14 protein-coding genes are annotated in these 14153 nt (G+C 31.7%); 8 read left to right on the top strand and 6 right to left on the bottom strand.

The window, feature by feature from the left end; all coding sequences use genetic code 11:
* Nucleotides 1-135 precede the first annotated feature (135 nt).
* The 6 genes from VCM48_RS03790 (at nucleotide 136) to VCM48_RS03765 (ending at nucleotide 7690) form a co-directional block, all read left to right on the top strand.
* A complete protein-coding gene (locus VCM48_RS03790) occupies nucleotides 136-1212 on the top strand; it encodes a type I restriction endonuclease (protein ID WP_482271674.1) in 1077 nt (358 codons plus the stop codon).
* A gap of 42 nt (nucleotides 1213-1254) precedes the next feature.
* Nucleotides 1255-1491: a hypothetical protein gene (locus VCM48_RS03785; RefSeq protein WP_482271673.1), complete on the top strand. Its 237-nt coding sequence runs from the start codon at nucleotides 1255-1257 to the stop codon at nucleotides 1489-1491.
* A 92-nt stretch (nucleotides 1492-1583) separates the two neighbouring features.
* On the top strand, nucleotides 1584-3440 hold the full coding sequence (locus tag VCM48_RS03780; protein ID WP_274641010.1) for a DNA topoisomerase IV subunit B: 1857 nt from the start codon (nucleotides 1584-1586) through the stop codon (nucleotides 3438-3440).
* A 93-nt stretch (nucleotides 3441-3533) separates the two neighbouring features.
* The gene (locus VCM48_RS03775; protein ID WP_274641009.1) at nucleotides 3534-4025 is read left to right on the top strand and encodes a hypothetical protein; all 492 of its coding nucleotides are present in this window, start codon (nucleotides 3534-3536) and stop codon (nucleotides 4023-4025) included.
* An 84-nt stretch (nucleotides 4026-4109) separates the two neighbouring features.
* Nucleotides 4110-6824, top strand: a complete 2715-nt coding sequence (locus VCM48_RS03770) for a DNA gyrase/topoisomerase IV subunit A (RefSeq protein WP_274641008.1) — start codon at nucleotides 4110-4112, stop codon at nucleotides 6822-6824.
* A complete protein-coding gene (locus VCM48_RS03765) occupies nucleotides 6824-7690 on the top strand; it encodes a mechanosensitive ion channel family protein (protein ID WP_482271672.1) in 867 nt (288 codons plus the stop codon). Before VCM48_RS03770 ends, VCM48_RS03765 begins: the two co-directional genes overlap by 1 nt.
* 15 nt (nucleotides 7691-7705) lie before the next feature.
* Here the strand turns inward: VCM48_RS03765 and VCM48_RS03760 are convergent, their stop codons facing one another.
* The 3 genes from VCM48_RS03760 to VCM48_RS03750 all read right to left on the bottom strand — a co-directional run bounded on the left by VCM48_RS03760 (nucleotide 7706) and on the right by VCM48_RS03750 (nucleotide 9858).
* On the bottom strand, nucleotides 7706-8668 hold the full coding sequence (locus VCM48_RS03760; RefSeq protein ID WP_482271671.1) for a hypothetical protein: 963 nt from the start codon (nucleotides 8666-8668) through the stop codon (nucleotides 7706-7708).
* A gap of 145 nt (nucleotides 8669-8813) precedes the next feature.
* Complete coding sequence (locus tag VCM48_RS03755; protein WP_274641006.1) at nucleotides 8814-9125, bottom strand: DUF6787 family protein; 312 nt, start codon at nucleotides 9123-9125, stop codon at nucleotides 8814-8816.
* 82 nt (nucleotides 9126-9207) lie between these two features.
* Nucleotides 9208-9858, bottom strand: a complete 651-nt coding sequence (locus VCM48_RS03750) for a DUF937 domain-containing protein (protein WP_274641005.1) — start codon at nucleotides 9856-9858, stop codon at nucleotides 9208-9210.
* Nucleotides 9859-9989: 131 nt separating this feature from the next.
* Here VCM48_RS03750 and VCM48_RS03745 point away from each other — a divergent pair, with 131 nt between their 5' ends.
* Both VCM48_RS03745 and VCM48_RS03740 read left to right on the top strand, forming a co-directional pair.
* On the top strand, nucleotides 9990-11315 hold the full coding sequence (locus VCM48_RS03745) for a dicarboxylate/amino acid:cation symporter (RefSeq protein WP_274641004.1): 1326 nt from the start codon (nucleotides 9990-9992) through the stop codon (nucleotides 11313-11315).
* A 6-nt stretch (nucleotides 11316-11321) separates the two neighbouring features.
* A complete protein-coding gene (locus VCM48_RS03740; RefSeq protein WP_482271670.1) occupies nucleotides 11322-12161 on the top strand; it encodes a sulfurtransferase in 840 nt (279 codons plus the stop codon).
* 36 nt (nucleotides 12162-12197) lie between these two features.
* Here VCM48_RS03740 and VCM48_RS03735 read toward each other — a convergent pair whose 3' ends face one another.
* The 3 genes from VCM48_RS03735 to VCM48_RS03725 are packed head-to-tail and all read right to left on the bottom strand — an operon-like array spanning nucleotide 12198 to nucleotide 14027.
* Complete coding sequence (locus VCM48_RS03735) at nucleotides 12198-12710, bottom strand: DUF7935 family protein (protein ID WP_274641002.1); 513 nt, start codon at nucleotides 12708-12710, stop codon at nucleotides 12198-12200.
* Nucleotides 12700-13413, bottom strand: a complete 714-nt coding sequence (locus VCM48_RS03730) for a DUF3307 domain-containing protein (RefSeq protein WP_482271669.1) — start codon at nucleotides 13411-13413, stop codon at nucleotides 12700-12702. The genes VCM48_RS03735 and VCM48_RS03730 overlap by 11 nt, the downstream gene beginning before the upstream one ends.
* On the bottom strand, nucleotides 13410-14027 hold the full coding sequence (locus VCM48_RS03725) for a SatD family protein (RefSeq protein ID WP_482271668.1): 618 nt from the start codon (nucleotides 14025-14027) through the stop codon (nucleotides 13410-13412). Before VCM48_RS03725 ends, VCM48_RS03730 begins: the two co-directional genes overlap by 4 nt.
* Between the last annotated feature and the right edge of the window lie 126 nt (nucleotides 14028-14153).

Below are 14153 nucleotides of genomic sequence, written 5' to 3'. Positions count from 1 at the left end.
TAGTACCTAGTAGAAGCATTATTTTGTACTTAATAGAAAAATTTAATAATTAAAATTAAGTTAACCTTATGGAAACCCGTAAGGTTTTGTTTTTTAGAGGGATTAGTTTTGTAGAGATAACCAAAACTTAAAAAAATGGAACTTGCAAATAAACTAAGAGAACTCTCACAGAGAATAATAACATTAAAAGAACAAATAGAAACAGAAGAAGCAACTAAAACTGCTTTTGTTTTACCTTTTATAGATTTGTTAGGTTACGATATTTTTAATCCCACAGAGGTTATACCGGAGTTTACAGCAGATATAGGATTGAAAAAAGGTGAAAAAGTAGACTATGCAATTATAGAAAACAATGTTCCAATTTTAATAATTGAGTGTAAACATTGGAAAGAAGACTTGAATACACATAATTCACAACTGTTTAGATATTTTCATACATCAAAGTCAAGATTTGCACTTTTAACTAATGGTGTGGAGTACAAATTTTTTACTGATTTGGAAGAAACAAATAAAATGGATGAAAAGCCATTTTTAGAGTTTAATATTACTAAGTTAAAAGAGTCAACAATAAACGAAGTAGTAAAGTTTCATAAAACAAAATTTGATGTTGACCAAATAGTTAATAATGCAAGCTCATTAAAGTATTCTAGGGAAATAAAAAAGATATTTAATGTACAATTAATAGAGCCAGAAGGTGATTTTATAAGGTTTTTTTCTTCTAGGGTTTATTCAGGGAGACAAACAGAGAGAGTGTTAGAACAGTTTAAAGAGCTGGTGTCAAAGTCAATTAATCAGTTGATAAGTGAAAAGGTAAATGATAGGCTACATAGCGCTTTAAATAAAGAAGAAGAGAAGTTGGCAGAAGAAAGTATAGAGCAGGAAGAAAAAAATGAAAGTAAAATAGTAACTACAGAAGAAGAAATGGAGGCTTATAGGGTAGTTGTGGCAATTTTAAGAAAAGAAATTCCTGTAGAAAGAATAGCCTTTAGAGATACACAATCTTACTTTGGTGTTTTATTAGATGATAATAACCGTAAACCATTGTGTAGGTTTCATTTTAACGGAAAAACTAAATATATAGGGCTTTTTGATGCTAATAAAAAAGAGTCAAAAGAGAAAATTGAGAATATAGGTGATATCTATAAATTTGATGTAGCTCTTTTAAGCACAATAAATTTTTATAAAGAGCTAGAAGTAGAAAAGGTTAATTAAAACAAGTATTATAAGTTACAAAACAACCAAACTAAATAACAAATGAAAAAAGTCATAATAATGCTACTATCAGTAGGTGTGTTAGTGGCATTTCAAAAAGTAGAAGACAAAAAAGTGTATATCTGTAGCAGTGTAGCAAGCACAAAATATCACTTTAAAAAAAATTGTAGAGGATTATCGCAATGCAAAGCAATGATAAAGGAAAGTACAGAGAAAAAAGTGAGGAGATATGGGAGATTGCTCTGTAAATGGGAGAAGAAAGCATTAAAAAAGAAATAAAACGAACTCTGTTGATAACTATATTAACAGAGTTTTTTATTTTTTCTGGCGAAGTACTATTTTAGCACAGACTTCAATTCACACGATTTTTTATGACGCAAGAAACACAATATACCGAAGACAATATACGCTCGCTCGATTGGAAAGAACACATCCGTATGCGACCTGGGATGTATATTGGTAAACTTGGAGATGGATCATCACCAGACGACGGAATTTACATTTTGGTTAAAGAGGTTTTAGATAACTCTATTGATGAATTTGTCATGGGAGGAGGTAAAACCATAGAAGTTTCTGTACAAGGAAATAAAGTAATCGTTCGAGACTATGGACGTGGTATTCCGCTAGGAAAGGTAGTTGACGTAGTTTCTAAAATGAACACAGGAGGAAAGTACGACTCAAAAGCCTTTAAAAAATCAGTAGGATTAAACGGAGTTGGTACGAAAGCAGTAAATGCGTTATCAACCTACTTTAGAGTAGAATCGAATCGTGATGGTAAATCAGCTTCAGCAGAATTTGAAAAAGGGAATTTAACCAATCAAGAATTATTAGATGAAACATCACGTCGTAGAGGTACTAAAGTAACCTTTATTGCAGATGAAACCATCTTTAAAAATTACAAGTATCGTCCTGAATATATTTCTAAACTATTAAAAAACTATGTATACCTAAACCCAGGGTTAACCATTGTTTTTAATGGAGAAAAGTTTTATTCAGAAAACGGATTAAAAGACTTATTGGAAGACAACAACAACAAAGAAGATATGTTGTATCCAATAATTCATTTACGAGGAGATGATATTGAAGTAGCAATAACACACAGTAGAACACAATATTCAGAAGAATACCATTCGTTTGTAAACGGACAAAATACTACACAAGGAGGAACACACTTAAATGCCTTTAGAGAAGCAGTAGTAAAAACAGTTCGAGAGTTTTTCGGAAAGAACTTCGATGCTTCCGATGTACGTAAGTCAATTATCGGTGCCATTTCAATCAAAGTAATGGAGCCTGTTTTTGAAAGCCAAACAAAAACGAAATTAGGTTCTACAGAAATGGGAGGAGACTTACCAACCGTAAGAACCTACATTAATGACTTTGTAAAAACACAGTTAGATAACTACTTACATAAAAATACAGAAATAGCTGATAAACTTCAAAAGAAGATATTACAGGCAGAAAAAGAGCGTAAAGAATTATCAGGAATACGAAAGTTAGCTCGTGAGCGTGCAAAAAAAGCAAGTTTACACAACAAAAAACTACGCGATTGTCGTATACATTTTGGTGACACTAAAAAAGATGGATATTTAGATACTACGTTGTTTATTACGGAGGGAGATTCGGCAAGTGGATCCATAACAAAATCACGTAACGTAAACACACAAGCAGTATTTAGTTTAAAAGGGAAGCCATTAAACTCGTATGGGTTATCTAAAAAGATAGTGTACGAGAATGAGGAATTTAACCTACTACAAGCAGCTTTAAATATTGAAGACGGACTGGAAGACTTACGTTATAACAATATTGTAATAGCAACCGATGCCGATGTAGATGGTATGCACATTCGTTTGTTATTAATAACATTTTTCTTACAATTCTTTCCAGAAGTAATCAAAGAAGGACATTTGTATATTTTAGAAACTCCGTTATTTAGAGTACGAAATAAAAAAGAAACCATTTATTGTTATTCAGAAGAAGAAAAGCAAGCTGCGATAAACAAACTAAGAGGAAAGCCAGAAATTACTCGATTTAAGGGGTTAGGGGAGATTTCTCCTAACGAATTTGTCCATTTCATTGGAGATGATATTCGTTTAGACCCAGTAATGTTAGACAAAGAAATGTCGATAGAACAAATGTTAGAATTCTATATGGGTAAAAATACTCCTGACAGACAAAAGTTTATCATTAACAACTTAAAGGTTGAGTTAGACTTAGTAGAAGAAGTTTAAAATGAAAGAATCTTGTTTAAAGATAGATGACAGAATAGATACAAAGTATAATTAATGAAGATTATTAAACTATCCTCCAAAGATATAACTCATTTGAAAAAACAGATAAAAAATGATTATATGTTATTGTTTTTTATGATGGTTATATTAATACTTTTTTGGTACTTATTTAATGATAATGGAATTTTTGGAAAGTTAATTATAGTATTTGGAGGAATAGGTATCCTTGGGATATTTTTAAATAGGTTGGTAATCTATCAAGATTTAATAGAGAAAAAAAAATATTCTGGAGAATTTAAGGTAATAGAAAAAATTGAAAGAGTAAGAGGCGGAGGGCATGATACTGATTCTGGTTATATAAGTAGTGTTGAAGATATTATATACTTAATTAAATTCAATGATTGGCGGATAGGAAATATAAGGTTTGAAAAGGAATATTGGGAAAAAGTATCTGAAGGAGATTTTTTCAAAATAGAACAAGCTATAAATTCACAATATGTGTTAGAAATTAGCAGAGGTGGAGAAGATTTTAATAAAGCTGTTGCATTAGATTACAATGATAGAAAGAGTAGTTTAGATAGGTAAATTACTTTTTTTAAAGATATATGATTCAGGCAAAGAATAAAAATAAACTAACTCTTAAACGAATAAACGTTTAAACATTCATATATGAGTGAAGAAAACAATAAGTACGAACAAGACGAAGAATTAAATCAACCCCTTGAAAATACAGAGACTATAACCAAGGTTACGGGAATGTACAAGGAGTGGTTTTTAGACTATGCTTCGTATGTAATTTTAGAACGTGCAGTACCGTCAATGGAAGATGGGTTTAAACCAGTGCAACGTCGTATTATGCATTCAATGAAAGACTTAGATGATGGGCGCTATAACAAAGTAGCAAATATTGTTGGTCACACAATGCAGTATCACCCTCATGGAGACGCTTCAATAGCCGATGCCATGGTGCAAATGGGGCAAAAAGAACTGCTAATAGACATGCAAGGTAACTGGGGTAACATTTTAACAGGAGACCGTGCCGCAGCCTCTCGTTATATTGAAGCACGTTTATCAAAATTTGCGTTAGATGTTGTTTTCAATGCTAAAACTACTGAGTGGCAAGCTTCGTATGACGGACGTAAAAAAGAACCTGTAAACTTACCCGTAAAATTCCCTTTGTTATTAGCACAAGGAGCAGAAGGTATTGCGGTAGGATTATCAACAAAAATATTACCGCACAACTTTAACGAGTTAATAGATGCTTCTGTAAAGTACTTAAAAGGAAGAAGTTTTACTATTGTACCTGATTTTTTAACAGGTGGAATAGCAGATGTTACCAATTATAATGATGGTAAAAGAGGGGGGAAAGTAAGAGTAAGAGCAAAAATATCAGCTCTAGATAAGAAAACACTGGTAATTACAGAAGTTCCTTTTGGTACAACTACATCATCATTAATTGATAGTATTTTAAAAGCCAATGATAAGGGCAAAATTAAGATTAAACGTATTGAAGATAATACAGCAGCTAATGTTGAAATCTTAGTGCACTTACCAGCTAATGTATCACCAGATAAAACGATAGATGCATTATACGCTTTCACTAATTGTGAAAACTCAATATCTCCGTTATGTTGTATTATTGAAGACAACAAACCTGTATTTATTGGGGTAACAGAAGTCTTAAAAAAATCGACAGACTTCACAGTAGAGCTGCTTAAACGTGAATTAGAAATTCAGTTACACGAATTAGAAGAGCAATGGCATTTTGCTTCTTTAGAACGTATTTTTATTGAGAATAGAATTTACCGTGATATTGAAGAAGTAGAAACTTGGGAAGGAGTAATTGAAGCAATTGATTTAGGGTTAAAACCGCATACTAAACATTTAAAAAGAGAAGTAACTGAAGAAGATATTGTTCGGTTAACAGAAATAAGAATTAAGAAAATCTCTAAGTTCGATATAGACAAAGCGAAACAATTTATTGAAAGTTTAGAGGAAAAAATAGCAGAGGTTAAACATCATTTAGATAATTTAATTGACTTTGCCATAGACTATTTTAAAGAGTTAAAATCAAAATACGGAAAAGGGAAAGAACGTAAAACCGAAATCCGCATTTTTGACGATATCGTAGCTACCAAAGTAGTAATGCGTAACTCAAAACTCTATGTAAATAGAGAAGAAGGATTCATAGGAACATCCTTACGAAAAGACGAATATGTTACAGATTGTGCCGATATTGATGATGTTATAGTATTTAGAGAAAATGGCTCTATGGTAGTAACTAAAGTAGACTCTAAAACTTTTGTTGGTAAAGGAATTATTCATGTTGCCATATTCAAGAAAAAAGATAAACGTACTGTTTACAACATGATATATCGTGATGGAGCGAAAGGACCTTCATACATGAAGCGTTTTAATGTGACGTCAGTAACTCGTGATAAAGAGTATAACTTAGCCAATGATGATTCGAAATCAAAAGTATTGTATTTTACCGCAAACTCTAATGGAGAAGCTGAGGTGGTAACTATTTTACTCCGAGCAGTAGGAAGCGTTAAAAAACTAAAATGGGATATAGATTTTGCCGATTTAGCGATAAAAGGACGCGGTGTTAGAGGTAACTTAGTAACCAAGTACTCAATTAAAAAAGTAGAGTTTAAAGAAGCAGGAGTTTCAACTTTAAAACCTAGAAAAATTTGGTTTGACGATACAGTACAACGTTTAAATGTTGATGGTAGAGGAGAACTTTTAGGAGAGTTTAAAGCAGAAGATAAAATTTTAATAGCAACTCAATCAGGAAAAATCAAAGCAGTATCACCAGATTTAGCGATGCATTTTGAAAACGATATGATTGTGCTAGAAAAATGGAAACCTAACAAACCAATTTCAGCAATCTATTTTGATGGTGTAAAAGAACGTTATTTTGTAAAACGATTCTTAGTTGAAACACCAGACAAGGAAGAGCTTTTTATATCAGAAGACGAGAAATCAAAGTTAGAAATTATTGCTACAGATTATCGTCCTATGGCTGAGGTAATTTTCTCAAAAAGAAGTTTAGACAAAATAGAAGTTAATTTTGAAGACTTTATAGCAATAAAAGGAATTAAAGCTCAAGGAAATCAATTAACAACAGACAAAATAAGAACAGTTAATTTATTAGAATCATTACCTTATGAAGAGCCAGAAGAGGAAAAAGTGGAGGATATAGAGGTAAATGATGAAGAAGAAATTAAAGAAGAAGCATTACCTTTGGAAGTAGAAGATGCTAAGCCTAAAGATAAAGAGTTTGTAGAGTCTAAAGAAGACAAAGCAAAGAAAGCGTTGGAAAGAGCACTTCAAAAGAAGAAGAAAGATAAGGATGACGAAAGTCAAACAGCGTTGTTTTAATGGATAAGCTTTTACCATATCGTTTTAATTTAGATACCTTTTTTGGTGTTTTAGGATACATTATTGTTGTATTTCTAGTGTCTTGGGTTATTTCTAGATTGGTAAGAGCCATTATTTGGCAACTAATTAAGAGTAAGAAAGAAGATCGTTTTGGTAGAACAAGTATTCAGTTTTTACGTAATTCAGTATCTTTTGTAATAGGGCTTTTAAGTGTCATTTATGTAATTATGACCGTGCCTGCTTTTAGAAGTAAAGCAACGTTAATTTTTTCTGGGGCTGGTATTTTAGCAGCCATTATAGGTTTTGCTGCACAAGCAGCTCTATCTAACTTAATAGCAGGGGCTTTTATTGTTATATTCCGCCCGTTTAGAGTAGGAGACTATATTAAGTTGGATGATACACGAGTGGGTATTGTTGAAGATATAACGTTGAGACATACCGTGATAAATAACTTTGAAAACAAACGTTTAATAATACCTAACTCGGTAATAAGTACAGATTCTATTTTAAATCATACCATAGAAGACTCTCATGTATTGAGTTTTAATAACTTCAAAATAGGATTAAAAGCAGATATTGATTTAGCACGAAGAATTATACAAGAAGAGGCAGTTAAGTTACCAACTGTTATTGATTATCGTACACCAGATCAAGTGATGAGTGATATACATCAAGTAGATGTTCGTGTTATTGATGTTTACCCAGACCATATTCACATGCGTGCTTATGTATGGTTAAATGAACCATTTCAAGAATTTAAGACTAAATGTGCTTTAAAAGAAGCGGTACATAAATGTTTTCTTGAAGAAGGTGTGGACTTGCCAATACCAATTAATATTAATGAAATAATAAAAAGAGCAAACTAGGTTTGCTCTTTTTATTTAATATACTTCAAAAGTTATAAATAAGTTTTTCTCGGAAGGATTGGGAACTTCTGATATTAACCCATAAATACCTTTATTTAATATGGCTGTAAAATAAGCTTTATTACCAGTAGGCATATCGTTAACTCCACCTAAAAAAGTAACATCAGAAGGGGCAGGTTCAATTAGTCCTTTAGGATCAGCCCAATTCATCCAGTTTTCTAGGTTTTCAAAATCAGTATTACTTTGTAGTTTTACTAAATTAATATCGTGTCCAACAAAACTTTCGTATACAATTTGATCTTTAAAATGCACTGAAAAAGTACGTTTTCCAGCAAAAATTGAATCTTTTAAAACAATCCCATCAGTACTAGAAATAGTTATGTTAGCATCTGCTTTTGGTTCTGAGTTTCCAGAATCTTTGTCAGATACAACAACATCTTTAACCATTCCCATAGAAGTATGAAATACTCCATTACTCATTTTTACATAACATTCAAGCATGTAATTTCCAGGGTTTAAATAAAGTGTAGTTTCTCCTGTACTTTCAGGAGAAAGTAATCCACTACCACCTAAAAAAACAACTTCGCTAAACCATTCGGGTAAATTAGCAAACTCAGCAAACCCTTCTTTAGCTTTACCTTCATTAATAAGCTTCATAGCTTCATCAAAAACGGGTGCTACATATTTTTTAGCATCCTCTGAATTTTTCCCTTCAGGATACTTATCAATTAGAAAAAAGTGTGTTTGTGGAGATTTATTGATGTAACGAAATGTATTCCAGCCAGAAGGTATGGTATCAGACATTTGAAAATCCATACTTTCTGTAATAATTTCAATTACCTTTTTCTTCTTAATAACTTCTTTTTTAGTTTCAGTAATATTATCAGTTTGTTTCTTCTCTTTTTTACAAGATTGAAAGATTAAAAACGAACAACATATAATAATGAGAGCTAGAGTCTCTTTAAGAAAAGTTTTCATATAGAAATGAGTTTAGTTAGTAATTCTATCTTAAAACTAGGGAAGTAAAAGAGAGGAATTATTATTTAGCTAATAATAACACAAAAATAAAAAATACTTTAGAGAAAAGTATAGGTAAATAACTGATTTTTAAACAATTGAATTGTTAGTTTGCTTTTTTGAATAAAAAACTTAGTCCTAATCTACTTAAAAACTTCTTTTCAAACTCCCAAAAGAATTTAAATTGACCAAAAAGCCATCCAACTATAGGTAGTGTGGTTTGATAAATAGGGAAAATAAGTAAAATTCTTAAAGGGTAGTATAACCAAGGAGTCATTGTTTGTGGAGATAGACCCAGTAAGTTAGTAACAGGTTTAGCAACCCACGCGGCAAAAGAACCGTTTATTGCGAAAACTATAAAAATGGCTGCTAAAGCCCAATTGTTTTCTATGCCCCAACGTTGTTTAAGTTTCTCCATAAATCCTAATATCGTGGCAAAAGTAGTTAAAAGAAAAAGGGCAAACAAATGTTTGCCCTTTGATTATATTATAAATGAAAAGTTATTTTTTTCCAAATACTCCTCCTAAAAGTCCTCCTAAAAGTCCACCAGACTTTTGTTGACTGCTACTAGCGTTTCCTAAAATCATTCCAGCTACATCATCAACAATACTACCATCACCATCAGCATCTAATATTTGTTCTAAGAAACTTTGTTCTTTTTGAGCTGAACTACCACCAAGTAAACCACCTAAAAGCCCACTTAAATCACTCGAATTATTTATGTTTTCTTGACGAGATTGCTTACCTAATAACCCCATTAAAATTGGAGCTGCAGTTTTTAAGATATCAGCAACAGCACTAGTGTCCATTCCTGCTTTTTGACCAATAACTTTTTCTACTCCTTGTTGTTTATTTCCTAAAACATGACCTAAAATTTTACTACCATCTTGTAAAACATCAGAGTTAACACCACCATTAAATAAGTCACCTAAATTATCTAAGATTCCACCATCATGCTTGTTTAATGCACTTTTTAAACTTTCAGCACCTTGAGGTGTAGCAGCATTTCGTTGCATTGCTTTCATTAAAACAGGCAATGCCATTGTTAGAACACTACTAGTTTTATTAGTATCTTGTCCTGTAGAGCCAGCAACGCCAGATATTATTGCCTTTCCGGTATCGCTATTTAATAAATCTAAAATTCCAGTCATCTTTTTATTTTAATAAGGTTAGTACTTAGTATCTAATTTATGGGACACAATATACGAACTCAAGGTCACTTTTTTTTAAATAATTCTTTATACCTTACGGCCAGAAAAAAACTAATAGATTAATATATTATATGAAGAAACTTGCACTACACTGGCAAATTTTAATAGGAATGGTTTTAGGTATTTTATTTGGGTTAGCAATGACCTTTGTAGATAATGGAGCATCATTCGTATCTGACTGGATAAAGCCTTTAGGAACTATTTTCGTAAAATTATTAAAGTTAATTGCTGTACCATTAATTATTGCTTCTCTTGTAAAAGGTATATCTGATTTAAAAGATATTTCAAAATTTAAAAATATAGGTTTACGTACCATACTAATATATATAGGTACAACAGTAATAGCTATAACAGTAGGATTACTATTAGTAAATGTTGTACAACCTGGAGATGGTATTTCAGAAGATACCATAGCAAAGTTAACAGCTGATTATGCAAATAGTGAAGGTGTACAAGCTAAAATTGCAGAGGCTAGTAAACAAAAAGAAAGTGGACCACTTCAATTTTTAGAAGACATGGTTCCTGATAATGCCATGCAGGCAATGAGTAACAATAAAGCAATGTTACAAGTAATTTTCTTTACTATTTTCTTAGGAATATCAATGTTGTTGGTAGGTGAGAAAAATGCTAAACCATTAAAGAACTTTTTTGACTCATTAAATGAAGTCGTGTTAAAGATGGTAGATTTAATAATGTTAACAGCTCCTTACGCAGTATTTGCATTATTAGCAAATGTTGTGGTTTCTTCTAACGATCCAGATTTATTATTAGCATTGTTAAAATATGGATTAACAGTTATAGGAGGGTTATTGTTAATGGTGGCACTTTATATGGTTTTAATAAGTGTGTTTACCAAAAAGAACCCATTGTGGTTTTTACAACAAATTAGCCCAGCACAATTATTAGCATTTTCAACTAGTTCAAGTGCAGCAACATTGCCTGTTACGATGGAGAGAGTAGAAGAGCATATTGGAGTTGATAAAGAAGTATCAAGTTTTGTGTTACCAGTTGGAGCTACAATTAATATGGATGGTACTAGTTTGTATCAAGCAGTAGCAGCAGTTTTTATATCGCAGGCTTTAGGTTTTGATTTAACTTTTGGAGATCAGTTAACAATTATTTTAACAGCTTTGTTAGCCTCAATAGGTTCAGCAGCTGTACCAGGAGCAGGTATGGTAATGTTGGTAATAGTATTGGAGTCAGTTGGGTTTCCAGCAGATAAATTAGCAATAGGTTTAGCTTTAATTTTTGCGGTTGATAGACCGTTAGATATGTGTAGAACAGTTATCAATGTAACAGGTGATGCAACAGTGTCTACTTTAGTTGCGAAGTCTGTAGGTAAGTTAGGAAAACCACATCCACATGAATGGGATGAACATTATGATGAAGTAAAATAAACTTGTATGCTTACAGTAAAATCACCTATAGTTTCTGTTGAATGGTTACATGATAATTTAAGTGTAGATAACTTAATAATTCTTGATGCAACTATTCAGAAAGTAGGAACAAAATCAGATGATAAAAAAGAAAAACAGCAGATTCAAAATGCTGTTTTCTTTGATTTAAAGAATGTCTTTTTAGATATTGAAGGAGAATATCCTAATACAGTTCCGTCAGAGGAATACTTTGAAAACGAGGTTAAGAAGTTGGGAATAGACAATGATAGTTGTATTGTTGTTTATGATGATTTAGGAGTGTATTCAGCACCGAGAGTTTGGTGGTTGTTTAAAGTGTTTGGTTTTGAAAATATCGCAGTTTTAAACGGAGGTTTACCTGCTTGGAAAGACGCTGGTTATAAAGTTGAGTCCAAAAAAGAAAGAGAGCTCTTAACAGGGAACTTCAAAGCTAACCTTAATAAGGGTAAAATAAGTGTTACGGAGGAAGTGTTAAAAGCTTCTCATGATGATAATAAAGTTATTTTGGATGCTCGCTCTAAAGGAAGGTTTTATGCTACGGAACCAGAGCCAAGAAAAGACTTAAGAGGAGGTCATATACCGAATTCTAAAAGTTTGCCTTATGCAGAATTGCAATTAGAGGGAAAGATGAAATCGAAAGAGGAGCTTCAGAAAATATTTTCAGATATGAATCCGAATGAAGAAGAAATGATTTTTTCTTGTGGTTCAGGAATTACAGCGTGTATTTTAGCTTTAGGAGCAGAAGAATCAGGAAGTACTAATTATAGTGTATATGACGGTTCTTGGACAGAGTGGGCTAGTAGACTAGAATTACCTATTGAAAAATAATAGAAATAAAAAAGCCTCTGATCAGAGGCTTTTTTATTATATCAATTTCTTTACTTCTTGCTTTAAAAAGGAGATTGCAGTATTGGCGGGACTTTCTTGTTGAGAATAATCAATTAATACATTTTCTCGTAAATCTTTAGCGGTTTCAGAATCTTCTGCTGTAGAACGAAGCTTTGCTATAATGGCTAATTTAGCAGCAGTAACAGCTTTCCAGCTATCATCAGAAATGTATAGTTGTTGTACTAAATTATGTTCAAATTCTTGTTCTATGTTACCAATTAAAAGTTGTAGATAATTATCAGTATCATCTCCAATAGGGTTAACTCTTAAAAGTAATTTAGAAGGGTTGATACGCTCACAAAATAATAACATACGTTCATAAGCTTGTAGTTTTGTAGGTAAGCTTTCACGCTTTTTTTCAACTAAAGCATTGAATGTTTTTTCTTTATTATCCTGTTCAATAAAGCGACCTAAAATTAGGTAAGCCACACCGCCAGTTACTAATGCTGGTAGGGCATAAGCAAGCCCTTCAATAATTTTATCTTCCATAATGCGAATATACGAGTCCTGTTAAAATAGCCAATCCAAAACTTAATAAAGTTCCAATTAGTACATATTCAGTAAGTTTTCTGTCTTTTGAAGCAGTTAAATCTCCAAACCTAAATATAGATTTTGCTGCTAGTAAAAAGCCGACACCTGCCCATTGGTTAATTGCTATAAAAACAAAAATTAATATACGTTCTAAAAAACCAATGTACTTACCTGCATTGGCTAACGATTGTTCTGTTGATTTATTACCCTTTTCAGGATTCCATTTAGAAATTAATGTATTTATAATGATGGAAGAGGTATAAGTAACAAAAATTAAACAAGCAAAAAGTAATAGGTTTTGCTTAGTTAAAATAGCGTCGATATTAATTTTAAAAGGAGAATAAATATAGGTAGCAAGTCCTAAAAAGAATATATGTAAAGCTTGATCTAAAAAGAAAAATAAGCGTTTATTTTTTTTCTTTTGAAGGTATAGTTTTCCAAGATCAACTAAGTAGTGAGAAATAATTACGAGTAAAATAGTACTCCAATATGTAGAGTTGAATTGTAATAATATTAGTAATAGAATAGCATGAACACCTATGTGGGCATAGAGTTTTACAGATTTTATTTTCTTTTTCTCTTTGTTTTTTACCCAGTTTTTAGGTTGAAACACAAAATCACCTAATAAGTGAGCAATAAGTAGTTTTAAGAAGAGTATCATAGGTTAGTTAGTTTCTGATTCATAAGTTTTCTATAACGTTTTTCTAGCTTCATAATTTCATCAAAACCAGAACGTTTTCTTCGTTCGCTAGCACTACTTTCTGAAATATCTAGTTTTTTAGCAATAACTTTTTGAGTACACTCAGGGTTTTGTAATGACATATATACAAAAGCAGCAGAGTTAGTTGTCCAGCTATCCATTATTAACAAACTTAACCCTAAAGAAACTTCAAACTCTTCGTTAATATCTTTCCAAGGAGTTTTTAAAGCCAAATTTTGCTTTTTAAGTAAATGATCAAAAGCATACCCAGAATTTATAAAAGCTTCACCATTAGCTTCGGTAATTTTATCTGTATCAAAATTTTTATTACCAATACCAATAGCTAAACGAATGTCTAAATCTTTTATTTTCTTAATATTGGTTTTTAGCTTTATGGCATAAAGAAGAGCATCAGCAATATTTTCAATTTCAATTTGAAAACTATCTCCACGAAAAAGTTCCCATGTTTTTGGTGTTTTTCCAATAGAGTTAAAAGACTCCTTTAATAAAGGGAGCCATGTTTCAGCAGAAACACCTCTAGAATTAATAATATCACCAGTAATTACACTTGTCATGCATTTAAATTTTAGTAAAAATAGGTTTTCAAATTGAAAACGCCAAATAATTCGGGTTTTAAAACGAATACTTTAAAATAAGGGTTTTAGGACGAATTTTTGGTTATTCGGGTTTAGACTGAAATT

The organism is Tenacibaculum sp. DPLXC6 (assembly GCF_056815515.1).
Note: the sequence above shows the minus strand (reverse complement) of the source record. Positions and strands in the feature narration are given on the sequence as shown.